At 64.7% G+C, this 17,853-nt stretch carries 13 protein-coding genes; 8 read left to right on the top strand and 5 right to left on the bottom strand.

Annotated elements, in window-relative coordinates:
* Window positions 1–928: 928 nt before the first annotated feature.
* The 3 genes from KBA48_RS21235 to KBA48_RS21245 all read left to right on the top strand — a co-directional run bounded on the left by KBA48_RS21235 (window position 929) and on the right by KBA48_RS21245 (window position 5,823).
* On the top strand, window positions 929–2,878 hold the full coding sequence (locus KBA48_RS21235; protein ID WP_292910112.1) for a PrkA family serine protein kinase: 1,950 nt from the start codon (window positions 929–931) through the stop codon (window positions 2,876–2,878).
* Between the two features lie 72 nt (window positions 2,879–2,950).
* Complete coding sequence (locus KBA48_RS21240; RefSeq protein ID WP_292910114.1) at window positions 2,951–4,273, top strand: YeaH/YhbH family protein; 1,323 nt, start codon at window positions 2,951–2,953, stop codon at window positions 4,271–4,273.
* The gene (locus KBA48_RS21245) at window positions 4,270–5,823 is read left to right on the top strand and encodes a SpoVR family protein (RefSeq protein ID WP_292910116.1); all 1,554 of its coding nucleotides are present in this window, start codon (window positions 4,270–4,272) and stop codon (window positions 5,821–5,823) included. The genes KBA48_RS21240 and KBA48_RS21245 overlap by 4 nt, the downstream gene beginning before the upstream one ends.
* 261 nt (window positions 5,824–6,084) lie before the next feature.
* Here KBA48_RS21245 and KBA48_RS21250 read toward each other — a convergent pair whose 3' ends face one another.
* Together KBA48_RS21250 and putA are read right to left on the bottom strand one after the other, a co-directional pair.
* Complete coding sequence (locus KBA48_RS21250) at window positions 6,085–6,807, bottom strand: response regulator transcription factor (protein WP_292910118.1); 723 nt, start codon at window positions 6,805–6,807, stop codon at window positions 6,085–6,087.
* Window positions 6,808–7,068: 261 nt separating this feature from the next.
* On the bottom strand, window positions 7,069–10,185 hold the full coding sequence (gene putA, locus KBA48_RS21255) for a bifunctional proline dehydrogenase/L-glutamate gamma-semialdehyde dehydrogenase PutA (RefSeq protein WP_292910120.1): 3,117 nt from the start codon (window positions 10,183–10,185) through the stop codon (window positions 7,069–7,071).
* Between the two features lie 132 nt (window positions 10,186–10,317).
* On the opposite strand from putA, the gene KBA48_RS21260 reads away from it, so the two are divergent.
* On the top strand, window positions 10,318–10,806 hold the full coding sequence (locus KBA48_RS21260) for an Lrp/AsnC ligand binding domain-containing protein (RefSeq protein ID WP_292910122.1): 489 nt from the start codon (window positions 10,318–10,320) through the stop codon (window positions 10,804–10,806).
* A 70-nt stretch (window positions 10,807–10,876) separates the two neighbouring features.
* Here KBA48_RS21260 and KBA48_RS21265 read toward each other — a convergent pair whose 3' ends face one another.
* Complete coding sequence (locus tag KBA48_RS21265; protein ID WP_292910124.1) at window positions 10,877–11,539, bottom strand: Fe2+-dependent dioxygenase; 663 nt, start codon at window positions 11,537–11,539, stop codon at window positions 10,877–10,879.
* A 126-nt stretch (window positions 11,540–11,665) separates the two neighbouring features.
* Here KBA48_RS21265 and KBA48_RS21270 point away from each other — a divergent pair, with 126 nt between their 5' ends.
* Entirely contained in the window at window positions 11,666–12,481 is an 816-nt protein-coding gene (locus KBA48_RS21270) for a hypothetical protein (RefSeq protein ID WP_292910126.1), read from the top strand.
* 79 nt (window positions 12,482–12,560) lie between these two features.
* On the opposite strand, the gene KBA48_RS21275 is transcribed toward KBA48_RS21270, so the two are convergent.
* Entirely contained in the window at window positions 12,561–13,322 is a 762-nt protein-coding gene (locus KBA48_RS21275; protein WP_292910128.1) for an SDR family oxidoreductase, read from the bottom strand.
* A 73-nt stretch (window positions 13,323–13,395) separates the two neighbouring features.
* Between KBA48_RS21275 and KBA48_RS21280 the strand changes: the two genes are divergently transcribed.
* Genes KBA48_RS21280 through KBA48_RS21290 form a run of 3 tightly spaced genes read left to right on the top strand, consistent with a single transcriptional unit; the run spans window position 13,396 to window position 16,855 of the window.
* On the top strand, window positions 13,396–14,340 hold the full coding sequence (locus KBA48_RS21280) for a YicC/YloC family endoribonuclease (RefSeq protein WP_367273859.1): 945 nt from the start codon (window positions 13,396–13,398) through the stop codon (window positions 14,338–14,340).
* Window positions 14,341–14,399: 59 nt separating this feature from the next.
* Window positions 14,400–15,038 (top strand): guanylate kinase, encoded by a 639-nt coding sequence (gene gmk, locus KBA48_RS21285; RefSeq protein ID WP_292910129.1) that lies wholly within the window; start codon window positions 14,400–14,402, stop codon window positions 15,036–15,038.
* A 2-nt stretch (window positions 15,039–15,040) separates the two neighbouring features.
* Window positions 15,041–16,855, top strand: coding sequence for an ATP-binding cassette domain-containing protein (locus KBA48_RS21290; RefSeq protein ID WP_292910131.1), 1,815 nt, complete (start codon window positions 15,041–15,043; stop codon window positions 16,853–16,855).
* Window positions 16,856–16,954: 99 nt separating this feature from the next.
* On the opposite strand, the gene KBA48_RS21295 is transcribed toward KBA48_RS21290, so the two are convergent.
* Entirely contained in the window at window positions 16,955–17,818 is an 864-nt protein-coding gene (locus tag KBA48_RS21295; protein WP_292910133.1) for a CoA ester lyase, read from the bottom strand.
* Window positions 17,819–17,853 lie beyond the last annotated feature (35 nt).

Raw genomic sequence — 17,853 nt, forward strand, 5'->3', positions numbered from 1 at the left:
CAGAATGATCCGCATGATCCGTTCCGATTGATACCGAACCTTCCCAGATTAGCCGGGAAGGCCCCCGCACGGCCAGCAATGAAACAACCGCGTTACGATGCTGTTCCCGATCGCGCAGCCTGGACGCGAGCACAGGCGGAAATATGGGGCGAACCGTCCGGGACACCAGGGGTACACCCGACGGCATAGCCGATTCGATTTGGCCGGAAAGGGCCGCGTCGGCGGTGGAATTTTCCGCGTCGCGGCATTTCCACAGGCGCGGGGGGCTTTCCGCTGCCCTCCCCATGCGCCATATCATCCAGAGTGGTGGCGGAAATCCTTGGTTTTTTTTATCTATCCGTAAGGCGTCACCCGTATGCTTTGACCATCGCCCCGCTTTCAGGTCATGCTGTTTGAACGGACCCGCTGCTGGATGGGCGGGGAGTATCGGGGATGAGGTCCCCGCAACGGGCAGGCGCCGAACGCCGCCCGGTCGCCCGGACGGGCAGGTGCTTCGGCATACATCCCTATGCCATCGGCCTGCCCCAATCGGGGAAGATGATGCTTAGCGTCGGTTCGGTTTCGTTAGGATTGATCAGTCGTTTGGTACCAGCAGCTTGATTGCCGATTGACCCCCGGAATTGGGAGAGGCGGTGATGGGTGACGGGAAAGCCAGCGTGGACGGGACAGGCCGGTCGCTTCGACCGGGTGGCCCCGTGCGGCCGGCGCCCCTGCCCCCCGACGCCATCCTGTTGGTGACGATAAGAACGACCCGCCGGCTGGCCGTGGCGCCGCCGCGACGGGCATCGGGCCGGGAGGCCCAGGAAGAGACCGCAAGGATCGACCGCCACCGTATTCCACTGCCCCCCGCCGGTTTGGCGGTGGCGCGCTTGGCCTGTCCATGCCCGCCCATTCGTCCGCCAACAGGCCGCCAGGAAGGAGAGTGCCGATGAGCAGTCTGGTCACAGACCTTTTCGCCAGCTATGCCAGTTCGTATGAAAGCCGCCGCGACGTTGAGATGTCGCTGATGGAGTATCTGGAAGGGTGCCGCGAGGATCCGCTGATGTATGCCAGTGCCGCCGAGCGGCTGCTGGCTGCCATCGGCGAGCCGGAGGTGATCGACACCGCCAAGGATGCGCGGCTTGCCCGCATCTTCATGAACCGCACCATCAAGGTCTATCCCGCCTTTGCCGAGTTCTTCGGCATGGAGGAGACCATTGAGCGGATCGTCGGCTTCTTCCGCCATGCCGCCCAGGGGCTGGAAGAACGCAAACAGGTCCTGTACCTGCTGGGTCCCGTCGGCGGCGGCAAATCCTCGCTGGCCGAACGGCTGAAGGCGCTGATGGAGGACAGGCCCATCTATGCGCTGAAGGCCGGTGACCAGATCAGCCCGGTCTTCGAAAGCCCGCTGGGCCTGTTCGACCCCGCCACCATGGGCGCCAGCATGGAGGAAAAATTCGGCATTCCCCGCCGCCGCCTGACGGGCCTGATGAGCCCCTGGGCGTTGAAGCGGCTGGATGAGTTTGACGGCGACATCCGCCGGTTCAAGGTGGTGAAGCTGCGCCCGTCGCGCCTGCGCCAGATCGGCATTTCGAAGACGGAACCGGGGGATGAGAACAACCAGGACATCTCCTCTCTGGTCGGCAAGGTCGATATCCGCAAGCTGGAGCTTTACAGCCAGAACGATCCCGACGCCTACAGCTATTCCGGCGGCCTGAACCGCGCGAACCAGGGCATGCTGGAATTTGTGGAGATGTTCAAGGCGCCGATCAAGATGCTGCACCCCCTGCTGACCGCCACGCAGGAGGGCAATTATATCGGCACGGAGAATATCGGCGCCCTGCCCTTTCAGGGCGTGATCATGGCGCACAGCAACGAGGCGGAGTGGCAGAGCTTCAAGAACAACAAAAACAACGAGGCGTTCATCGACCGTATCTGCGTGGTGAAGGTGCCCTATTGCCTGCGCGTAATGGAGGAACAGCGCATCTATGAGAAGCTGATCAAGACCTCCGAACTGTCCGGTGCCCCTTGTGCGCCGGCCACCCTGGAAATGCTGGCGCGGTTTACGGTGCTGTCCCGCCTGCGCGACCATGGCAATTCCAACCTGTTCAGCAAGATGCGGGTCTATGACGGGGAAAGCCTGAAGGAGACGGACCCCAAGGCCAAGACCATGCAGGAATACAAGGACGCGGCCGGCGTGGATGAGGGGATGAACGGCATCTCCACCCGCTTCGCCTTCAAGGTCCTGGCCAGCACCTTCAACTATGACAATACCGAGGTCGGGGCCGATCCCGTCCACCTGATGTATATCCTGGAACAATCCATCAAGCGGGAGCAGTTCCCCGACGAGGTGGAGAAAAAGTACATGGAGTTCATCAAGGGTGAGTTGGCGCCGCGCTATGCGGAGTTCATCGGCAACGAGATCCAGAAGGCTTATCTGGAGAGTTACCATGATTACGGTCAGAACCTGTTCGACCGCTATGTCGACTATGCCGACGCCTGGATCGAGGATCAGGATTTCAAGGACCCCGATACGGGCCAGCTTCTGAACCGCGACCTGCTGAACCAGGAACTGACCAAGATCGAAAAGCCGGCGGGCATCGCCAATCCCAAGGATTTCCGCAACGAGGTGGTGAAATTCGCCCTGCGCATGCGGGCGTCCAATGGCGGGCGCAACCCGTCCTGGACCAGCTATGAAAAGCTGCGCGACGTCATCGAGAAGCGGATGTTCAGTCAAGTCGAAGAACTGCTGCCCGTCATCAGCTTTGGCAGCAAGAAGGACAGCGAGACGGAGAAAAAGCACAGCGAGTTCGTCAATCGCATGATGGCCCGCGGCTACACCGAACGTCAGGTGCGCCGTCTGGTCGAATGGTACATGCGGGTGAAACAGGCGGGGTGATGAGATGCCCCTCTCCCGCCACGGTGGGAGGGGGGCGACGGGTTCGGCCCCCATCGAAAGGACGGTGCAACCTTGTTCACCATTGTCGACCGACGTCTCAATCCTTCGGGTAAAAGTCTGGCCAACCGCCAGCGGTTCCTGCGGCGTGCCAAGGAACAGGTGATGCGGGCCGTGCGCGACGCTTCGGCCAAGCGCGGCATCCGTGACATCGATATGGGGGGCGATATCGCCATCTCCCCCGACGGTATCCGCGAACCCACCCTTCGCCGTTCCGCCACGGGTGGTCAGCGTGACTACGTCGTGCCCGGCAACAAGGAGTTCCTGTCCGGGGACAAGATCAAGCGCCCACCCTCGGGTGGCGGCGGTGGCGGCGGCAACCAGGGATCGGATGATGGCGACGGCCAGGACGAATTCCGTTTCGTGCTGAGCCGGGAGGAATTCATCGACCTGTTCCTGGAAGATCTGGAACTGCCGGATCTGGCCAAGCGCAAGCTGGCGGTCACCGATGCCATGGACTGGCACCGTGCCGGCTATTCGGTCGCGGGATCACCCGCCAACCTCAATCTGGTGCGCACCATGCGCAACAGCCTGGCCCGCCGCATCGCCTTGCACCGCCCCACAGGCGATGAGATCAAGGCCCTGCGGCAGGAGATCGATGATCTGGAACGGACAGGGTCCGACCGGGAGCGGCTGGAACAGGCGCGCCTGGAACTGGCCGAGGCGCTGAAACGCACCCAGCGCATCCCCTATATCGACCCGGTCGATGTCCGCTACAACCGCTTCGCGGCCACGCCACGGCCGTCGGCACAGGCCGTGATGTTCTGCCTGATGGACGTGTCGGGCAGCATGACGGAGCATATGAAGGATCTGGCCAAACGCTTCTACATGCTGCTCTACCTGTTCCTGTCGCGGCGGTACAAGCATGTGGACGTGGTCTTCATCCGCCATACCCACCGCGCGGCGGAGGTGGATGAAGAGACCTTCTTCTACAGCCCGGAAACCGGCGGCACCGTCGTGTCGACGGCACTGGAGGAGATGGCGCGGGTGATCAAGGAACGCTATCCGCCGGCCGAATGGAACATCTATGCCGCCCAGGCCAGCGACGGCGACAATGCCCTGTCGGACAATACCAAGACGGCGCAGTTGATGACCGATGTGATCCTGCCCGACTGCCAGTATTACGCCTATCTGGAGGTAGGGCAGGAAGGGATGATGCCGGGCCTGCCCTATGGCGGCGGCCCGCGCGAAACCGACCTTTGGCGCACCTATAAACAAATCCGGGCCGGCGGCGCGCTGGCCATGCGGCGGGTCACGGAACGCAAGGAGATCTATCCCGTTTTCCGTGAACTGTTCGCCAGGGACAAGGCCGGGCAACCGGCGGAGGTGAGTGCATGACCCTGACCGCCTTTGAGAGCGCCCCGCTCTATACCGGGGCCGACTGGGACTATGACAAGGTCCGCCGCGTCTATGACGCCATCGAGAAGGTGGCGTTGGGCGAGATGGGGCTGGATTGCTACACCAATCAGATCGAGGTGATCACATCCGAACAGATGCTGGACGCCTATTCCAGCATCGGCATGCCGCTATTCTACAAGCACTGGTCCTTCGGCAAGCATTTCGCGCGGGACGAGGCCCTATACCGCAAGGGCCAGCGGGGTCTGGCCTATGAGATCGTGATCAATTCCAACCCCTGCATCAGCTACATCATGGAAGAAAACACCATGACGATGCAGACGCTGGTGATCGCCCATGCCGCCTTCGGCCATAATCATTTCTTCAAGAACAACTACCTGTTCCAGCAATGGACCGATGCCGACGGCATCCTGGACTACCTGTCCTTCGCCAAGGCCTATATCAACCATTGCGAGGAACGGTACGGTCACGCCATGGTCGAACGCGTCCTGGACGCCGCCCATGCCCTGATGAACCATGGCGTCCACCGTTATCCCCGCCGTCGCGGCCCGGACCTGCGGAACGAGGAGAAGCGGGCGCGGGAACGGCTGGAGCATGCGGAGGCGACCTTCAACGACCTGTGGCGCACCGTGCCCACCAAGGCCGGCGGCCCCAGCGCCCTGTCCGACCGCGACCGGCGCCGGTCGCTGCTGGAACTGCCGGAGGAGAACATCCTCTATTTCCTGGAAAAGAAGGCGCCGCGCCTGCAGGGATGGCAGCGGGAGATCCTGCGCATCGTCCGGCATGTTGCGCAATATTTCTATCCGCAGCGCCAGACCAAGGTGATGAACGAGGGCTGCGCCACCTATTGCCATTACCGCATCCTGTCCACCCTGCATGAGCGGGGGGCGTTGACCGATGGCGCCTGGATGGAGGCGATGCACAGCCACACCAATGTGGTGTTCCAGCCGGAATTCGACGACCGGCGCTATGGCGGCATCAACCCTTACGCCCTGGGTTTCGCCATGATGCAGGATATCGAGCGCATCGCGACGCAGCCCACTCAGGAAGACCGCTACTGGTTCCCCGATCTGGCAGGCCGGGGCGACGCCATGGGCGCGCTGCGCAACGCCTGGGCCAATTTCCGCGATGAAAGCTTCATCCTGCAATATCTTTCACCGGCCCTGATCCGCAAGTTCCGGCTGTTCCATGTGGCCGATGATGCGCGGGACCCGGAAATGAAGGTGGCGGCCATCCATGATGAACGCGGCTATCGCGCGGTGCGTCAGGCCCTGGCCCGCCAATATGACATCGCCTGGGCCGAGGCCGATATCCAGATCGTGGATGTCGATCTGGTGGGCGACCGCAAGCTGATCCTGGAACATCACGTGATGAACCAGATCCTGCTGGAGGAAGATGAAGCCCGGTCCGTGATGCAGCATCTGGCCGACCTCTGGGGCTATGAGGTGGTGCTGGCCGAGGTGGAAACGCCGGGCGGCACGCCCCTGCGCCGCATCAATGTCAGCCCGCGGGTGGTACTGGGGGGCGGGTAACGGTTAACACCCTCACCCTCCCACCGCCGGCGCGGCGGGAACGGCGCCACCCTCACCCTCCCACGCCTACGGCGCGGGCCCCTCCCTCTCCCGCAAGCGGTAGAGGGGCAACATCGCGTGCAACACTACCAAATTCCCCCCCTCGCCCACAAAGTGGGAGAGGGGGGGGCCCAAACGCCCCAGCGTTTGGGAGGGTGAGGGTAGAAACAACACCCCAAGCCGAAAGACTTTGGAGGGTGAGGGAGTGCCACGAAGGCCCCCTCACGGCTGGTCCGTGATCTCCGCCGCCAGCCGGTAGCCCAGCCCCTTCTCGGTCACGATCACGTCGAGCGAGCCGCTGTCCTGCATCTTGCGGCGCAGGCGGCTGACCAGCACGTCGATGGTGCGGTCGTTGGGGTTGCGGTCGGTGCCGCTGACCGCGTCGATCAACTGGTCACGCGTCACCACCCGCCCGCCGGAACGGACCAGCAGGCCCAGCAACTCAAACTCCCCACGCGTCACCCGCACCTCAATCCCGGCCGGGTCGACCAGGCGGCGGCGGGCCAGATCCATGGTCCAGCCGGCGAAATAGCGCACGGCGCCTTCCGCCTTGTACATCTTGCTGGGATGGGTCCGGCGCAGCAGGTTGCGGGCGCGGGCCAACAATTCGCGCGGATTGGGCGGCTTGGTCACATAATCGTCGCCACCCGTCTCCAGCCCGAAGACGCGGTCGCCATCATTGGCCCGCTGGGTAACGATGATGATGCCGACATTCGAGATCTCACGGATGCTCTTGGCCAGGGTGAACCCGTCCTCATCCGGCAGTTCGATATCCAGCAGCACAAGGTCGGGCGGCTGACGCTGCATCACCTCGCGCGTCTGCTTGCCGTTTTCGGCTTCAGCCACCAGGAAACCGGCCTCATGGAAATATCCGGCCAGCAGTGCACGGGTCGCCGGCTCATCCTCGACGATCAGAACCAGCGGGGCATCGGCGATCTCGGTCATCCGGAACCGGACTCCATCCAAGGGGACGCGGAAGGCCGGGGCGGAAGCGACGGCCCGGCACATGTCGACCCTTCGCCTATAGCCCTTTTTCACAGAAAAATGAAGCCGTTGGACGGTGGTCCCCCGCATGGGAGACCACCGTCCAACGGCGCGGTAGGATGGATTGCTGTTTAAAGTTGTATTATTATTCTGACAGGAAACAGCTTGATTGTTTCCTGCCGTCGGACCGGGGTGCGGGGCATGCCCCCCGGCCCAACCCCGTTACGCCCCCAGTTCCAGGAGCGATGCATTGCCACCGAACGCCGTGGTGTTGACGGTCAGCGTCTTTTCGGTGACGAAGCGGTGCAGATAGTGCGGGCCGCCCGCCTTCGGGCCGGTACCCGAAAGGCCCTGGCCACCAAAGGGCTGCACACCGACAACCGCACCCACCATGTTGCGGTTGATATAGGTGTTGCCCACCGGCAGCGTCTTGAACAGGTTCTGGGCGCGGCCTTCCAGGCGGCTATGCACACCGAAGGTCAGGCCGTAACCGGTGGCCGCAATCTCTGCCGCCACCTTGTCCAGGTCCGATGCCTTGAAACGCACGATATGCAGGATCGGGCCGAACACTTCCCGCTTCAACTGCGACAGGCTGCCGATCTCGTACAGGCGCGGGCCGAAGAAGGTGCCGTTCTGCACCGCATCGGGCACCGTCACGGCCTTGACCAGACGGGCCTCCCCATCCATCCGCTGCGCATGGGCGACCAGGATGTCGCGGGCGGCATCGTCGATGACGGGACCGACATCGGTCGCCACATCGATCGGGTCGCCCAGGCGGATCAGGTCCATGGCGCCGGCCAGCATCTCGGCCAGCTTGTCGGCAATCTCCTCCTGCGCGAACAGGACCCGCATGGCGGAGCAGCGCTGCCCCGCCGACTGGAAGGCTGACGTGACGCAATCATCCACCACCTGCTCCAGCAGGGCGGTTGAGTCCACGATCATGCAGTTCTGGCCACCCGTCTCGGCGATCAGGGGGACGATGGCGCCGTCGCGGTCGGCCAGGCTGCGGTTGATCAGGCGGGCGGTTTCGGTGGAACCGGTGAAGCAGACGCCCGCGATGCGCGGATCGGCGACCAGGGCGGCCCCCACCGTCCCGCCATCACCGGGCAGCAGATGCAGCACATCGCCCGGCACCCCGGCCTTATGCAGCATGCGCACGGCCTCCGCCGCGATCAGCGGGGTCTGTTCGGCCGGCTTGGCGATGACGGCATTGCCGGTCACCAGGGCCGCCACCACCTGACCCGTGAAGATGGCCAGGGGGAAATTCCAGGGGCTGATACAGGCGAAGGTGCCGCGCCCGGTCAGGTGCAACTCGTTGCGCTCCCCCGTCGGGCCCGGCAGCAGCACGGGCTTCAGGCCGGCGCGGGCCTGGGCCGCGTAGTAGCGGCAGAAATCCACGGCTTCGCGCAGTTCGGCCACGGCGTCGGGCAGGGTCTTGCCCGCCTCCCGCACCAGCAGCGCCATCAGGGCGGGGGTGTCGGCCTCCATCAGGTCGGCGGCGCGGTCCAGGCAGGCGGCGCGATGGTCGGCCCCCTCGCGATCCCAGGCCTTCTGGGCAACAACCGACAGGGACAGGGCGCGTTCCACCGCATCCTTGCCGGCCAGCACAACCGTGCCCACAATGCGGGCCCGATTGGCCGGGTCGGTCACGGGCTGGGTCACGCCGTCCAACTGCACCCCGCCCACGATGGGGCAGGATGTCCAGTTGCGGGCCAGGGCCGCCTGCATCTGACCGGTCAGTTCCACCACCTTCTCCGGGGCCGTCAGGTCGAAGCCCTTGGAATTGGCGCGTTCCGAACCATAGATGTCGGCGGGGGTGGGGATGCGCGGATGACGCAGCATGCCTTCTTTCTCCAGGAATGCGGCCGGGTCGGCAACCACGTCACTGACGGGCACGTCCGGGTCCATATAAGCGTTGACGAAATTGCTGTTCGCACCGTTTTCCAGCAGACGGCGCACAAGATAGGGCAGCAGGTCCTCATGGGTACCCACCGGCGCATAAATACGCACACGCGGGAAACTGGGCAGGACCTCGCGCGCTGCGGTGTACAGCAGTTCGCCCATGCCATGCAGGCGCTGGAATTCCAGGTCACGGTTGTCGCCGGCCAGATGCAGGATGGCGGCGATGGTATAGGCATTGTGGGTCGCGAACTGCGGATAGATGGCGTCCCTGGCGGCCAGCATCTTGCGCGCACAGACCAGATAGGACAGGTCCGTGGCCGCCTTGCGCGTGAACACCGGATAATCGGGGTGGCTGGCGATCTGGGACATCTTGATCTCGGTGTCCCAATAGGCCCCCTTGACCAGCCGCACCATCAGGCGGCGACCGGCGGCCCGCGCCAGATCGACCAGCCAGTCGACCAGCAGATGCGTGCGCTTGGAATAGGCCTGGATGGCCAGACCCAGCCCGTTCCACCCGGCCAGATCGGGATCATGGGCCAGCGCCGACAGGATATCCTGTGACAGTTCCAGCCGGTCGGCCTCCTCGGCATCGATGGTCAGGTTGATGTCCCAGCGCTTGGCCTGCAGCGCCAGCCCCTTCACGGCGGGCACCAGACGGGCCATGACGTCTTCATGCTGCGCCTGGACATAGCGCGGGTGCAGGGCCGACAGCTTGATCGACACGCCGGGCGCCGCCACCGGGCCACGGCCGGCGGCCTCTGCCCCCACGGCGTCGATGGCCTTCACATAGGCATCCAGATAACGCGTGGCCTGTTCCCAGGTGCGCGCCCCTTCGCCCAGCATGTCATAGGAATGGACGGTGCCCAGGGGCCGGGCCTTGCGCGCCTCTGCCATGGCTTCCTTGATGGTACGGCCCAGCACGAAATGCCCGCCCATGACACGCATGGCCTGGCCCATGGCGGTGCGGATCACGCTTTCGCCGGACCGCGCCACCATGCGTTTCAGGAAATTGCCGGCATCGCGTTCGCCGCCGCGTTCCAGATCGGTGATCTTGCCCGTCAGCATCAGGCCCCAGGCAGCGGCATTCACAAAGGCGCTGTCGCTGCGGCCCAGATGCGCATCCCACTGGCCTTGTGCGATCTTTTCCGCGATCAGGCGGTCCGCCGTCTCCGGATCGGCGATGCGCAGCAGGCATTCGGCGATACACATCAGGGCGATGCCCTCATTGTTCGACAGGCCGAATTCCTGCAGGAAATTGTCCAGCGGACCCAGTTCGCGCCGACGCAGCCGTGCCGCCTCGACAATCGCCACGGCCCGGTCATGGATGCCCGTCCGCTCCGAGATGCTCAGCCCGTGGCTGCGCAGCAGACCAGTGACGACAGTGACCTCATCGGCATGCTTGGCCGTGCGCAACTCGTTCAGGACGGTGCCCGACATCGTCGTAACTCCGAAAATTTATGTGGCGTTGAATTGCTCGGAGTATGGCAAAAATCCTGGGCGATTTTTCTCCAAAGAAAGGGTTTCGACAGGATATCATCTGGCAAGATTGCCATTTGACCGGATGATATAATGCCCGCCGAAAGCAGCGCCGCGAAGCTGGACCGCATCGATCAGAACATCCTGCGCATCCTGCAGGAGGATGGGCGCATCTCGAACGTGGAACTGGCCCGGCGGGTCAACCTGTCCCCCACGCCCTGCCTGGAACGGGTCCGACGGTTGGAGCGGGATGGCTATATCCGCCAATATGTGGCTCTGCTGGATCCGGAGATGCTGGAAAGGTCGCTGGCCGCCTTCATCGAGGTGCGACTGGACCGCACCACGCCCGACGTCTTCCAGCTTTTTGCCGACGCCGTTCGCCGCTTTGATGAGATTCAGGAGGCGCACATGGTGGCCGGCGGCTTCGACTACCTGATCAAGGTCCGCGTCGCCGACATGGCCGCCTACCGCGCCTTTCTGGGCGACAAGCTCTCCTCCATCCAGGGGGTCGCCCAGACCCATACTTACATGGTGATGGAGGAGGTGAAGAACACGCATGTGGTGCCGGTGCCGGGGCGATAGGGGAACATGCGTGGCTGGCGGCCCCCTGCAAGCACACTCTGAATCAACCGCTCCGCTGCCCCTGCCCCGTTCAGTCCTCCGCCCATTTGCGGATCAGGTTGGAGAGGCATTTCGACAGAAGGTCGAATTCGGCCGTCTTGCCATCGCGGTTAAAAACGCCCTGCCGCGCGGTATCCAGGTCGAACAGCAGCTCTCGTCCCGCCGCGTCGCGCACGAAGGATCTGATCCAGCCCACAGCCACCAGCCGCCGTCCCGACGTCACAGGCGCCACCCGGTGCAGGGTGGTGGAGGGGTAGAACAGCCCGGCACCCACCGGCAGCTTGAACGCCACATCCCCCGCCGCCGTTTCCATCACCAGTTCCCCGCCCTGGTAACTGTCGGGATCGGCCAGGAACAGGGTGAAGGACACGTCGGTGCGCAGGCCCGCCATCAGGGCATCATCGACATGGCTGCCATAATGCTGTCCGCCGGCCGCCCGCGCGAACAGGATGGGGCCGAACCGTTTCGGCCGCGTCGCCATGGCGGCCACGGGATGGCGACGCACCGCCGCCTCGACCATGGCCCGCAGGTCGGCATGGGCCGGGTCGTCGGAGCGCAGTTGCTCATTATCCTTGACCAGCCTCGCATGCCATCCCGCCGTCGCCGCCCCCGGCTGGAACCGCCCGCCATCAAGCCTTTCCACCATCGACGCCACTTCATCGGCCGTCAGAACATTGGCGATGGGCAGGATCATGGCTGGACGCTCCCGGACTGGCTGGATGAACGGTTAAGATTGCGAATGACTTGCAATTCAGTGGCCATCATGGCACGGTCGCGCCCCGTTTTACCCTTATAATCCATGCATGGGAGCCCTGGGTCCATGATCAAGCTTCAACCCCGTCTCTGGGTCGGCGTCGGCCTTTCGGTTCTGGCCGGTGGTGCCGCGCTGGCCGATACCGGCACCGCTTGGCACCAGGATGGTGCCATCGCCCTGCAGGTTGCCCAGGGTGGCGAGGGCGGTGAAGGGGGTGAAGGCGGAGAGGGTGGCGAAGGGGGCGTGTCGGCCGAGGATGCCGCCAAGGACCCCGTTGCCTATATCTCCGCCCTGGACGTGACGGCGGCGCACTACCATGCCGGGCTGGCCGCCTACAAGGCGGGCAAGCATCAGGCAGCGGGGGAGATGTTCGCCCACCCGATCTCTGAGATCTATATTGATCTGGAACCGGTCTTCACGGCCCAGGGCGCCAAGCCGTTTCAGGAGGAAATGAGCAAGGCATCCGAACTGGCACTGGGCGAGGCGCCGGTCGCGCAGGTGGAAAAGGCCGTGAAGAGTGTGCTGGCCGCCCTGGATGCCACGGCGACGACGGCGCCCAAGAGCGGCGACAGCGTCAAGGCCGTGCAGGCGAAGCTGCTGGCCGGCATGATCGAACGTGCGGCACGCCAGTACCGGTCTGCCAGCGCCAATGGTGAGTTCGAACCCTATCTGGACGGGTACGGCTTCGCCATCACCGCCAAGGTGCGGTCCCAGGCCCTGGCAAAGGCCGGCGTGCCCCTGCCCGCCGATGTGACGGCGGCCATCGACCTGTTGCTGAAGGCCTATCCCACGGCCCTGCGCCCCGACACCCTGCCCGTGGCGCTGGACGCCCTGTCGGTACAGTCTTCCAAGGCGCAGCTTGCCCTGTCGAGGGTGAAATAATACCAACCCATAATGCGCTTGGCTCATTAAGGGTTGGTTGGCGCATTGAGCGCCGGCCCCTGAGGGAACGCGGATAGGTTCACCCCTTCCGGGGTGCGCGGGCCAGGACCATGTCGACCAGACCGGGCGGCAGCACACCCAGCAGCCAGGACACGGCATAGGTGGGGAACGGGAAGGCCACCCGTCCCTTCCCCGCCGCCAGCCCGCGCCGGACGATGCCGGCGGCCCGATCGGCATCCATCAAAAAGGGCATGGGGAAACGGTTCACCGCCGTCATGCGGCTGACCACGAATCCGGGGCAGATGACGCTGACCCCCACACCTTGCCGGGCCAGATCGCCGCGCAGCGCCTCGCCATAAACGCGCACCGCCGCCTTTGACCCGCAATAGGCGGCCGCCCCGGCCATGCCGCGGAAGCTGGCCAGAGAGGACATCAGCGCGATCTGCCCCCGCCCCCGCGCCACCATGGTGGGGATCAGCGGGTGGATGGTATTCAACACCCCGTCCAGATTGGTGGCGAAGATGGCGCGGGCTTGCGCCTCCGTCTCCACCCCGCCGCCGGTGCCCGCCGAAATGCCGGCATTGGCGATGACCAGATCAATGGGCACCTCCCCGTCCCGCGCCATGATCCAGGCGGCCAGCGCCGCCCGGTCGGTAACGTCGATGGTGGTGGTGACCAGATCGGCGCCCTTTTCCCGGCAACGCTCCGCCACCTGTGCCAGCCGCCCCGCATCGCGGCCGGTCAGCAGCAGGCGGATGCCCTTGCCGGCATATGACAGGGCCAGCGCCTCCCCGATGCCCGACGACGCACCCGTGATGAATATGACGCGCGGATCACGCATGACGGGGCCTCGACCGGTGGGAACCTTGTTGCGCGGGCGGCAGAGCGATATAAACCGCGTTTCAGCCGCCCCAATGATCGAGCCTGATGTGACGCAAAATCCCGCCGCCCGCAAGACCGGTGCCCAGCCCAAGGGTGCCGTCATCTCCATGACCGGCTTCGCCCGCGCCGATGGCTCCAACGAGCGCGCGCAATGGGTGGTGGAGGCGCGCAGCGTCAATGGCAAGGGCCGGGACCTGCGCTGCCGGCTGCCCGCCGGGCTGGACGGGGTGGAACCGGCGATCCGCGCGGCGGTGGAGGCGCGGCTGACGCGCGGCAATGTCAATGTCGCCGTCAATCTGACGCGGCTGGAAGCGGCCGGGGCGCTGCGCATCAACCGCGACATGCTGGCCCAGGTGCTGGAACTGGCGCGGGAGATCGGGGGGCCGGACGCCCCGCCGCCCGCCATCGACACGCTTCTGTCGGTGCGCGGCGTCATCGACAGCGCCGAACCGCGCGAGACGGAGGAAGATCGTTTGGCCCTGGAGCAGGCGGTGGCCGCCACCGTCGCCACCGCCATCGACCGGCTGGTGGAGGCACGCACGGGCGAAGGTGCGCATCTGGCCGCCGTCCTGCTGGACCATCTGGCGGAGATCGAACGCCTGACCGACGCCGCCGCCGCGACATCGTCGCTTCAGCCCGAGGCCCTGCGCACCAAGCTGCGCGGTCAGATCCAGGCCCTGCTGGATGCCGTACCGCCTGTGGCAGAGGAACGGCTGGCGCAGGAAGCCGCGCTGCTGATCAGCAAGGCCGACGTGCGGGAGGAACTGGACCGCCTGCGCGCCCACATCTCCCAGGCCCGCACCATGCTGCGCGATGGCGGGGCTGTGGGCCGCCGGCTGGATTTCCTGTGCCAGGAATTCAACCGCGAGGCCAACACGCTGTGCAGCAAATCCGCTGAGGTGGAACTGACCCGTATCGGCATGGAACTGAAGGCCGTGATCGAGCAGTTCCGCGAACAGGTCCAGAATATCGAGTAAGCGGGCGATCACGCGCCCTTTTTCCCATCACACCCCCACCCCATTTGGCAGTCCTCGAAATGTCCCTGATCCATCGCCGCGGCCTGATGCTGGTCCTCTCCTCCCCGTCCGGTGCCGGCAAGTCCACGATCTCGCGCGAATTGCTGACGCGCGACAACAACCTGTCCATGTCCGTGTCCCTGACCACCCGCCCCATGCGGCCGGGGGAGCAGGAGGGGGTGCATTATTATTTCGTGGACCATGCGGAGTTTGAGGCGCGGGTGCAGCGCAAGGAACTGCTGGAACACGCGAACGTCTTCGGCAACCGCTACGGTACCCCACGCGGGCCGGTGGAAGAGGCGATGCGTGCCGGACGCGACGTGCTGTTCGATATCGACTGGCAGGGCACGCAGCAGCTTTCCGACAGTGCCGGCACCGATCTGGTCCGCGTCTTCATTCTGCCGCCCAGTGCGGCCGAACTGGAACGCCGCCTGACCAACCGCGCCCAGGACAGCGCCGAGGTCATCGCGCATCGCATGTCCAAGGCCAATGACGAGATGAGCCATTGGTCGGAATATGACTATGTCGTCGTGAACCATGACGTGACCGAATCCGTCGCCTCAGTCGAAGCCATCCTGAAGGCCGAACGCCTGAAGCGCCGCCGTCAGGTCGGCCTGTCCGACTTTGTACGGTCGCTTCAGGTCGGTCAGGGTAACTGATCATGGCCCCCAACAATCCCGCCCTCATCTCCCTGGCCGGCGCCTCGGTCCATCTGGGGTCCACCACCCTGTTCGAAAGCATCGACGTGTCGGTGGCGCGGGGCGAGAAGATCGCCCTGGTCGGCCGCAACGGGTCGGGCAAGTCCACCTTGCTGAAATGTCTGGCGGGGGAAATCGACATCGACAAGGGCGAGCGCTTCCTGCAACCCGGTGCCCGCGTCGCCTATCTGGCGCAGGAGCCGGATTTCTCGAAATTCCCCACCGTGGCGGATTTTGTGGCCGGCGGTCAGGCGGAACCGATGCAGTACCGCGTGGATGCGGTTCTGGAAGCGCTCGACCTGCCCGGCGACCGTGCCTGTGCCACCCTGTCGGGCGGCGAATCACGCCGCGCGGCCCTGGCCCGCGCCCTGGTCGATGAACCGGACGTGTTGCTGCTGGACGAGCCGACAAACCATCTCGACATCCCCACCATCCTCTGGCTGGAAAAGGAATTGCAACAGTTCCGGGGGGCCTTGCTGCTGATCTCCCACGACCGCGCCTTCTTGCAGAACCTCTCCAAGCGCATCCTGTGGCTGGATCGCGGCGTACTGCGCACCACAGAGCGGCCCTTCAGCGAGTTCGAGACCTGGCGCGACGAGATCTTCAAGGAAGAAGAAGCCACCTATCACAAGCTGGACCGCAAGATTCAGGCGGAACTGAAATGGATGTGGGAGGGCGGCATTTCCGGCCGCCGTACCCGCAATATGGGCCGCGTCCGCCGCCTGCAGGACATGCGCCAGGAACGCACCGACCGTATCAAATCGCGGCAGGTGAATTTCGCGGTGGCGGAGGGCGATAGTTCCGGCAAGCTGGTGGTGGAAGCGGAAAACATCTCCAAAAGCTTCCACGGCGACGCCGGCGAGCGCGTCATCTGCCGCGACTTCTCCACCCGCATCCTGCGCGGTGACAAGGTCGGCCTGATCGGCCCCAACGGCGCCGGCAAGTCCACCATCCTGAAGATGCTGATGGGGGAGATCGCACCCGACAGCGGCACGATCCGCCTGGGCACCAACCTGCAGACCATCGTCTTTGATCAGCGGCGGGCCCAGTTGAACCCCAACGATACGCTGAAACAGGTGCTGCTGCCCGAAGGGGGGGACAATATCTGGGTGGGCGGCAAGCCGCGCCATATTTCCAGCTATCTGAAGGACTTCCTGTTCGATCCGTCCATGATGGAACAGCCCGTGCGCGCCCTGTCGGGGGGCGAGCGCAACCGGTTGCTGCTGGCCAAGCTGTTCGCACAGCCCAGCAACCTGATGGTCCTGGACGAGCCGACCAACGATCTGGATATGGATACGCTGGACCTGCTGGAGGAAGTGCTGGCCGATTATGACGGCACGCTTTTGCTGGTCAGCCACGACCGCGACTTCCTGGACCGGCTGGTCACCAGCACCATCGCGGTGGAAGGCGATGGCAACGTCTCGGAATATCCCGGCGGCTACAGCGATTACCTGATCCAGCGCAAGGCGGAGGAGCCGACGGAAGCCGCCAAGACCGCCGCCAAGCCGGTGGTCGCCAACATGGCAGCACCGAAGGCCAAGAAGAAACTGTCCTTCAAAGAAAACCGGGAGCTGGAAGAGTTGCCGGGCAAAATGGCGGCTTTGGAAAAGAAGATCGCCCAGTTGAACGCCAAGATGGCCGACCCTGCCTTCTACGGCAAGGACCCCAAGGGATTTGCCAAGGCAGGCGATGACCTGTCCAATACCCAGGGGGAACTGTCAGCGGCGGAAGAACGCTGGCTGGAGTTGGAGGCGCTGAAGGAAGAATTGGAGGGGTAAGGCGCTACTCCTCGCCCCTCAAATCCTTCTCTCCTCGTCATCCCGGCTTTCGCCGGGATGACGAGGAGGGCGATATGGGAGTTTGTGCAGCCCCCTCGTTCACCCCACGCCCACCACCTCGGCCAGCGCCACGACCCGACGCGCTGTTTCCACATGCAGCGCCTCAATCAGCTTGCCATCGACCAGGGTGATGCCCTTGCCGGCCGCCACGGCTTCCGCATGCGCCGCGATGATGCGCCGGGCGCGGGTGACTTCTTCCACTGACGGGGCAAATGCCTCATTGGCGGCGTCAAGCTGCTTGGGATGGATCAGGGTCTTGCCATCAAACCCCAGTTCGCGGCCCTGGCGGCAGGCTGCCGCCAGCCCTTCGGCATCGTCCAGATCGACATGCACCCCGTCGATGGCGGTCAGGCCATAGGCACGGGCGGCCAGCATGCACAGGCCCAGGCTGGTCACCATGGGCAACCGGTCGCGGGTGGCCAGCGCGTTCAAATCCTTGGTCAGGTCCGACGTGCCCATGACCAGACATTCCATGCGCGGGCACGCCCCGGCAATGTCACCAGCCGCCAGCATGGCGCGCGGCGTTTCCATCATCACCCAGAGGCGCAGGCTCTCCGGCGCGCCGGCCGCGCGCAGCACCCGGTCGGCCTGACGCACACCCTCCGCGCTGTCCACCTTGCAGATCAGGACGGCATCAGCGCCGGAGGTCGCGGCGGCCGCCAGATCGGCATGGCCCCAGGGGGTGTCCAGCCCGTTGACCCGGATCACCAGTTCCCGGCTGCCATAGCCCCCCTCATGCACCGCCACCACCACCTGGGCGCGGGCCTGTTCCTTGGCATCGGGGGCGACGGCATCCTCCAGGTCCAGGATCAGGACATCGGCCGGCAGCGAGCGGGCCTTGTCCAGGGCGCGGGCATTGGCGCCCGGCATATAAAGGGCGGAGCGGCGAGGGCGGATGGTCATGATGCCTGATCCCAGATGAAAAACGGGGCCAGCCT

This window comes from Niveispirillum sp., from assembly GCF_017996735.1.
GTDB lineage: Bacteria > Pseudomonadota > Alphaproteobacteria > Azospirillales > Azospirillaceae > Niveispirillum.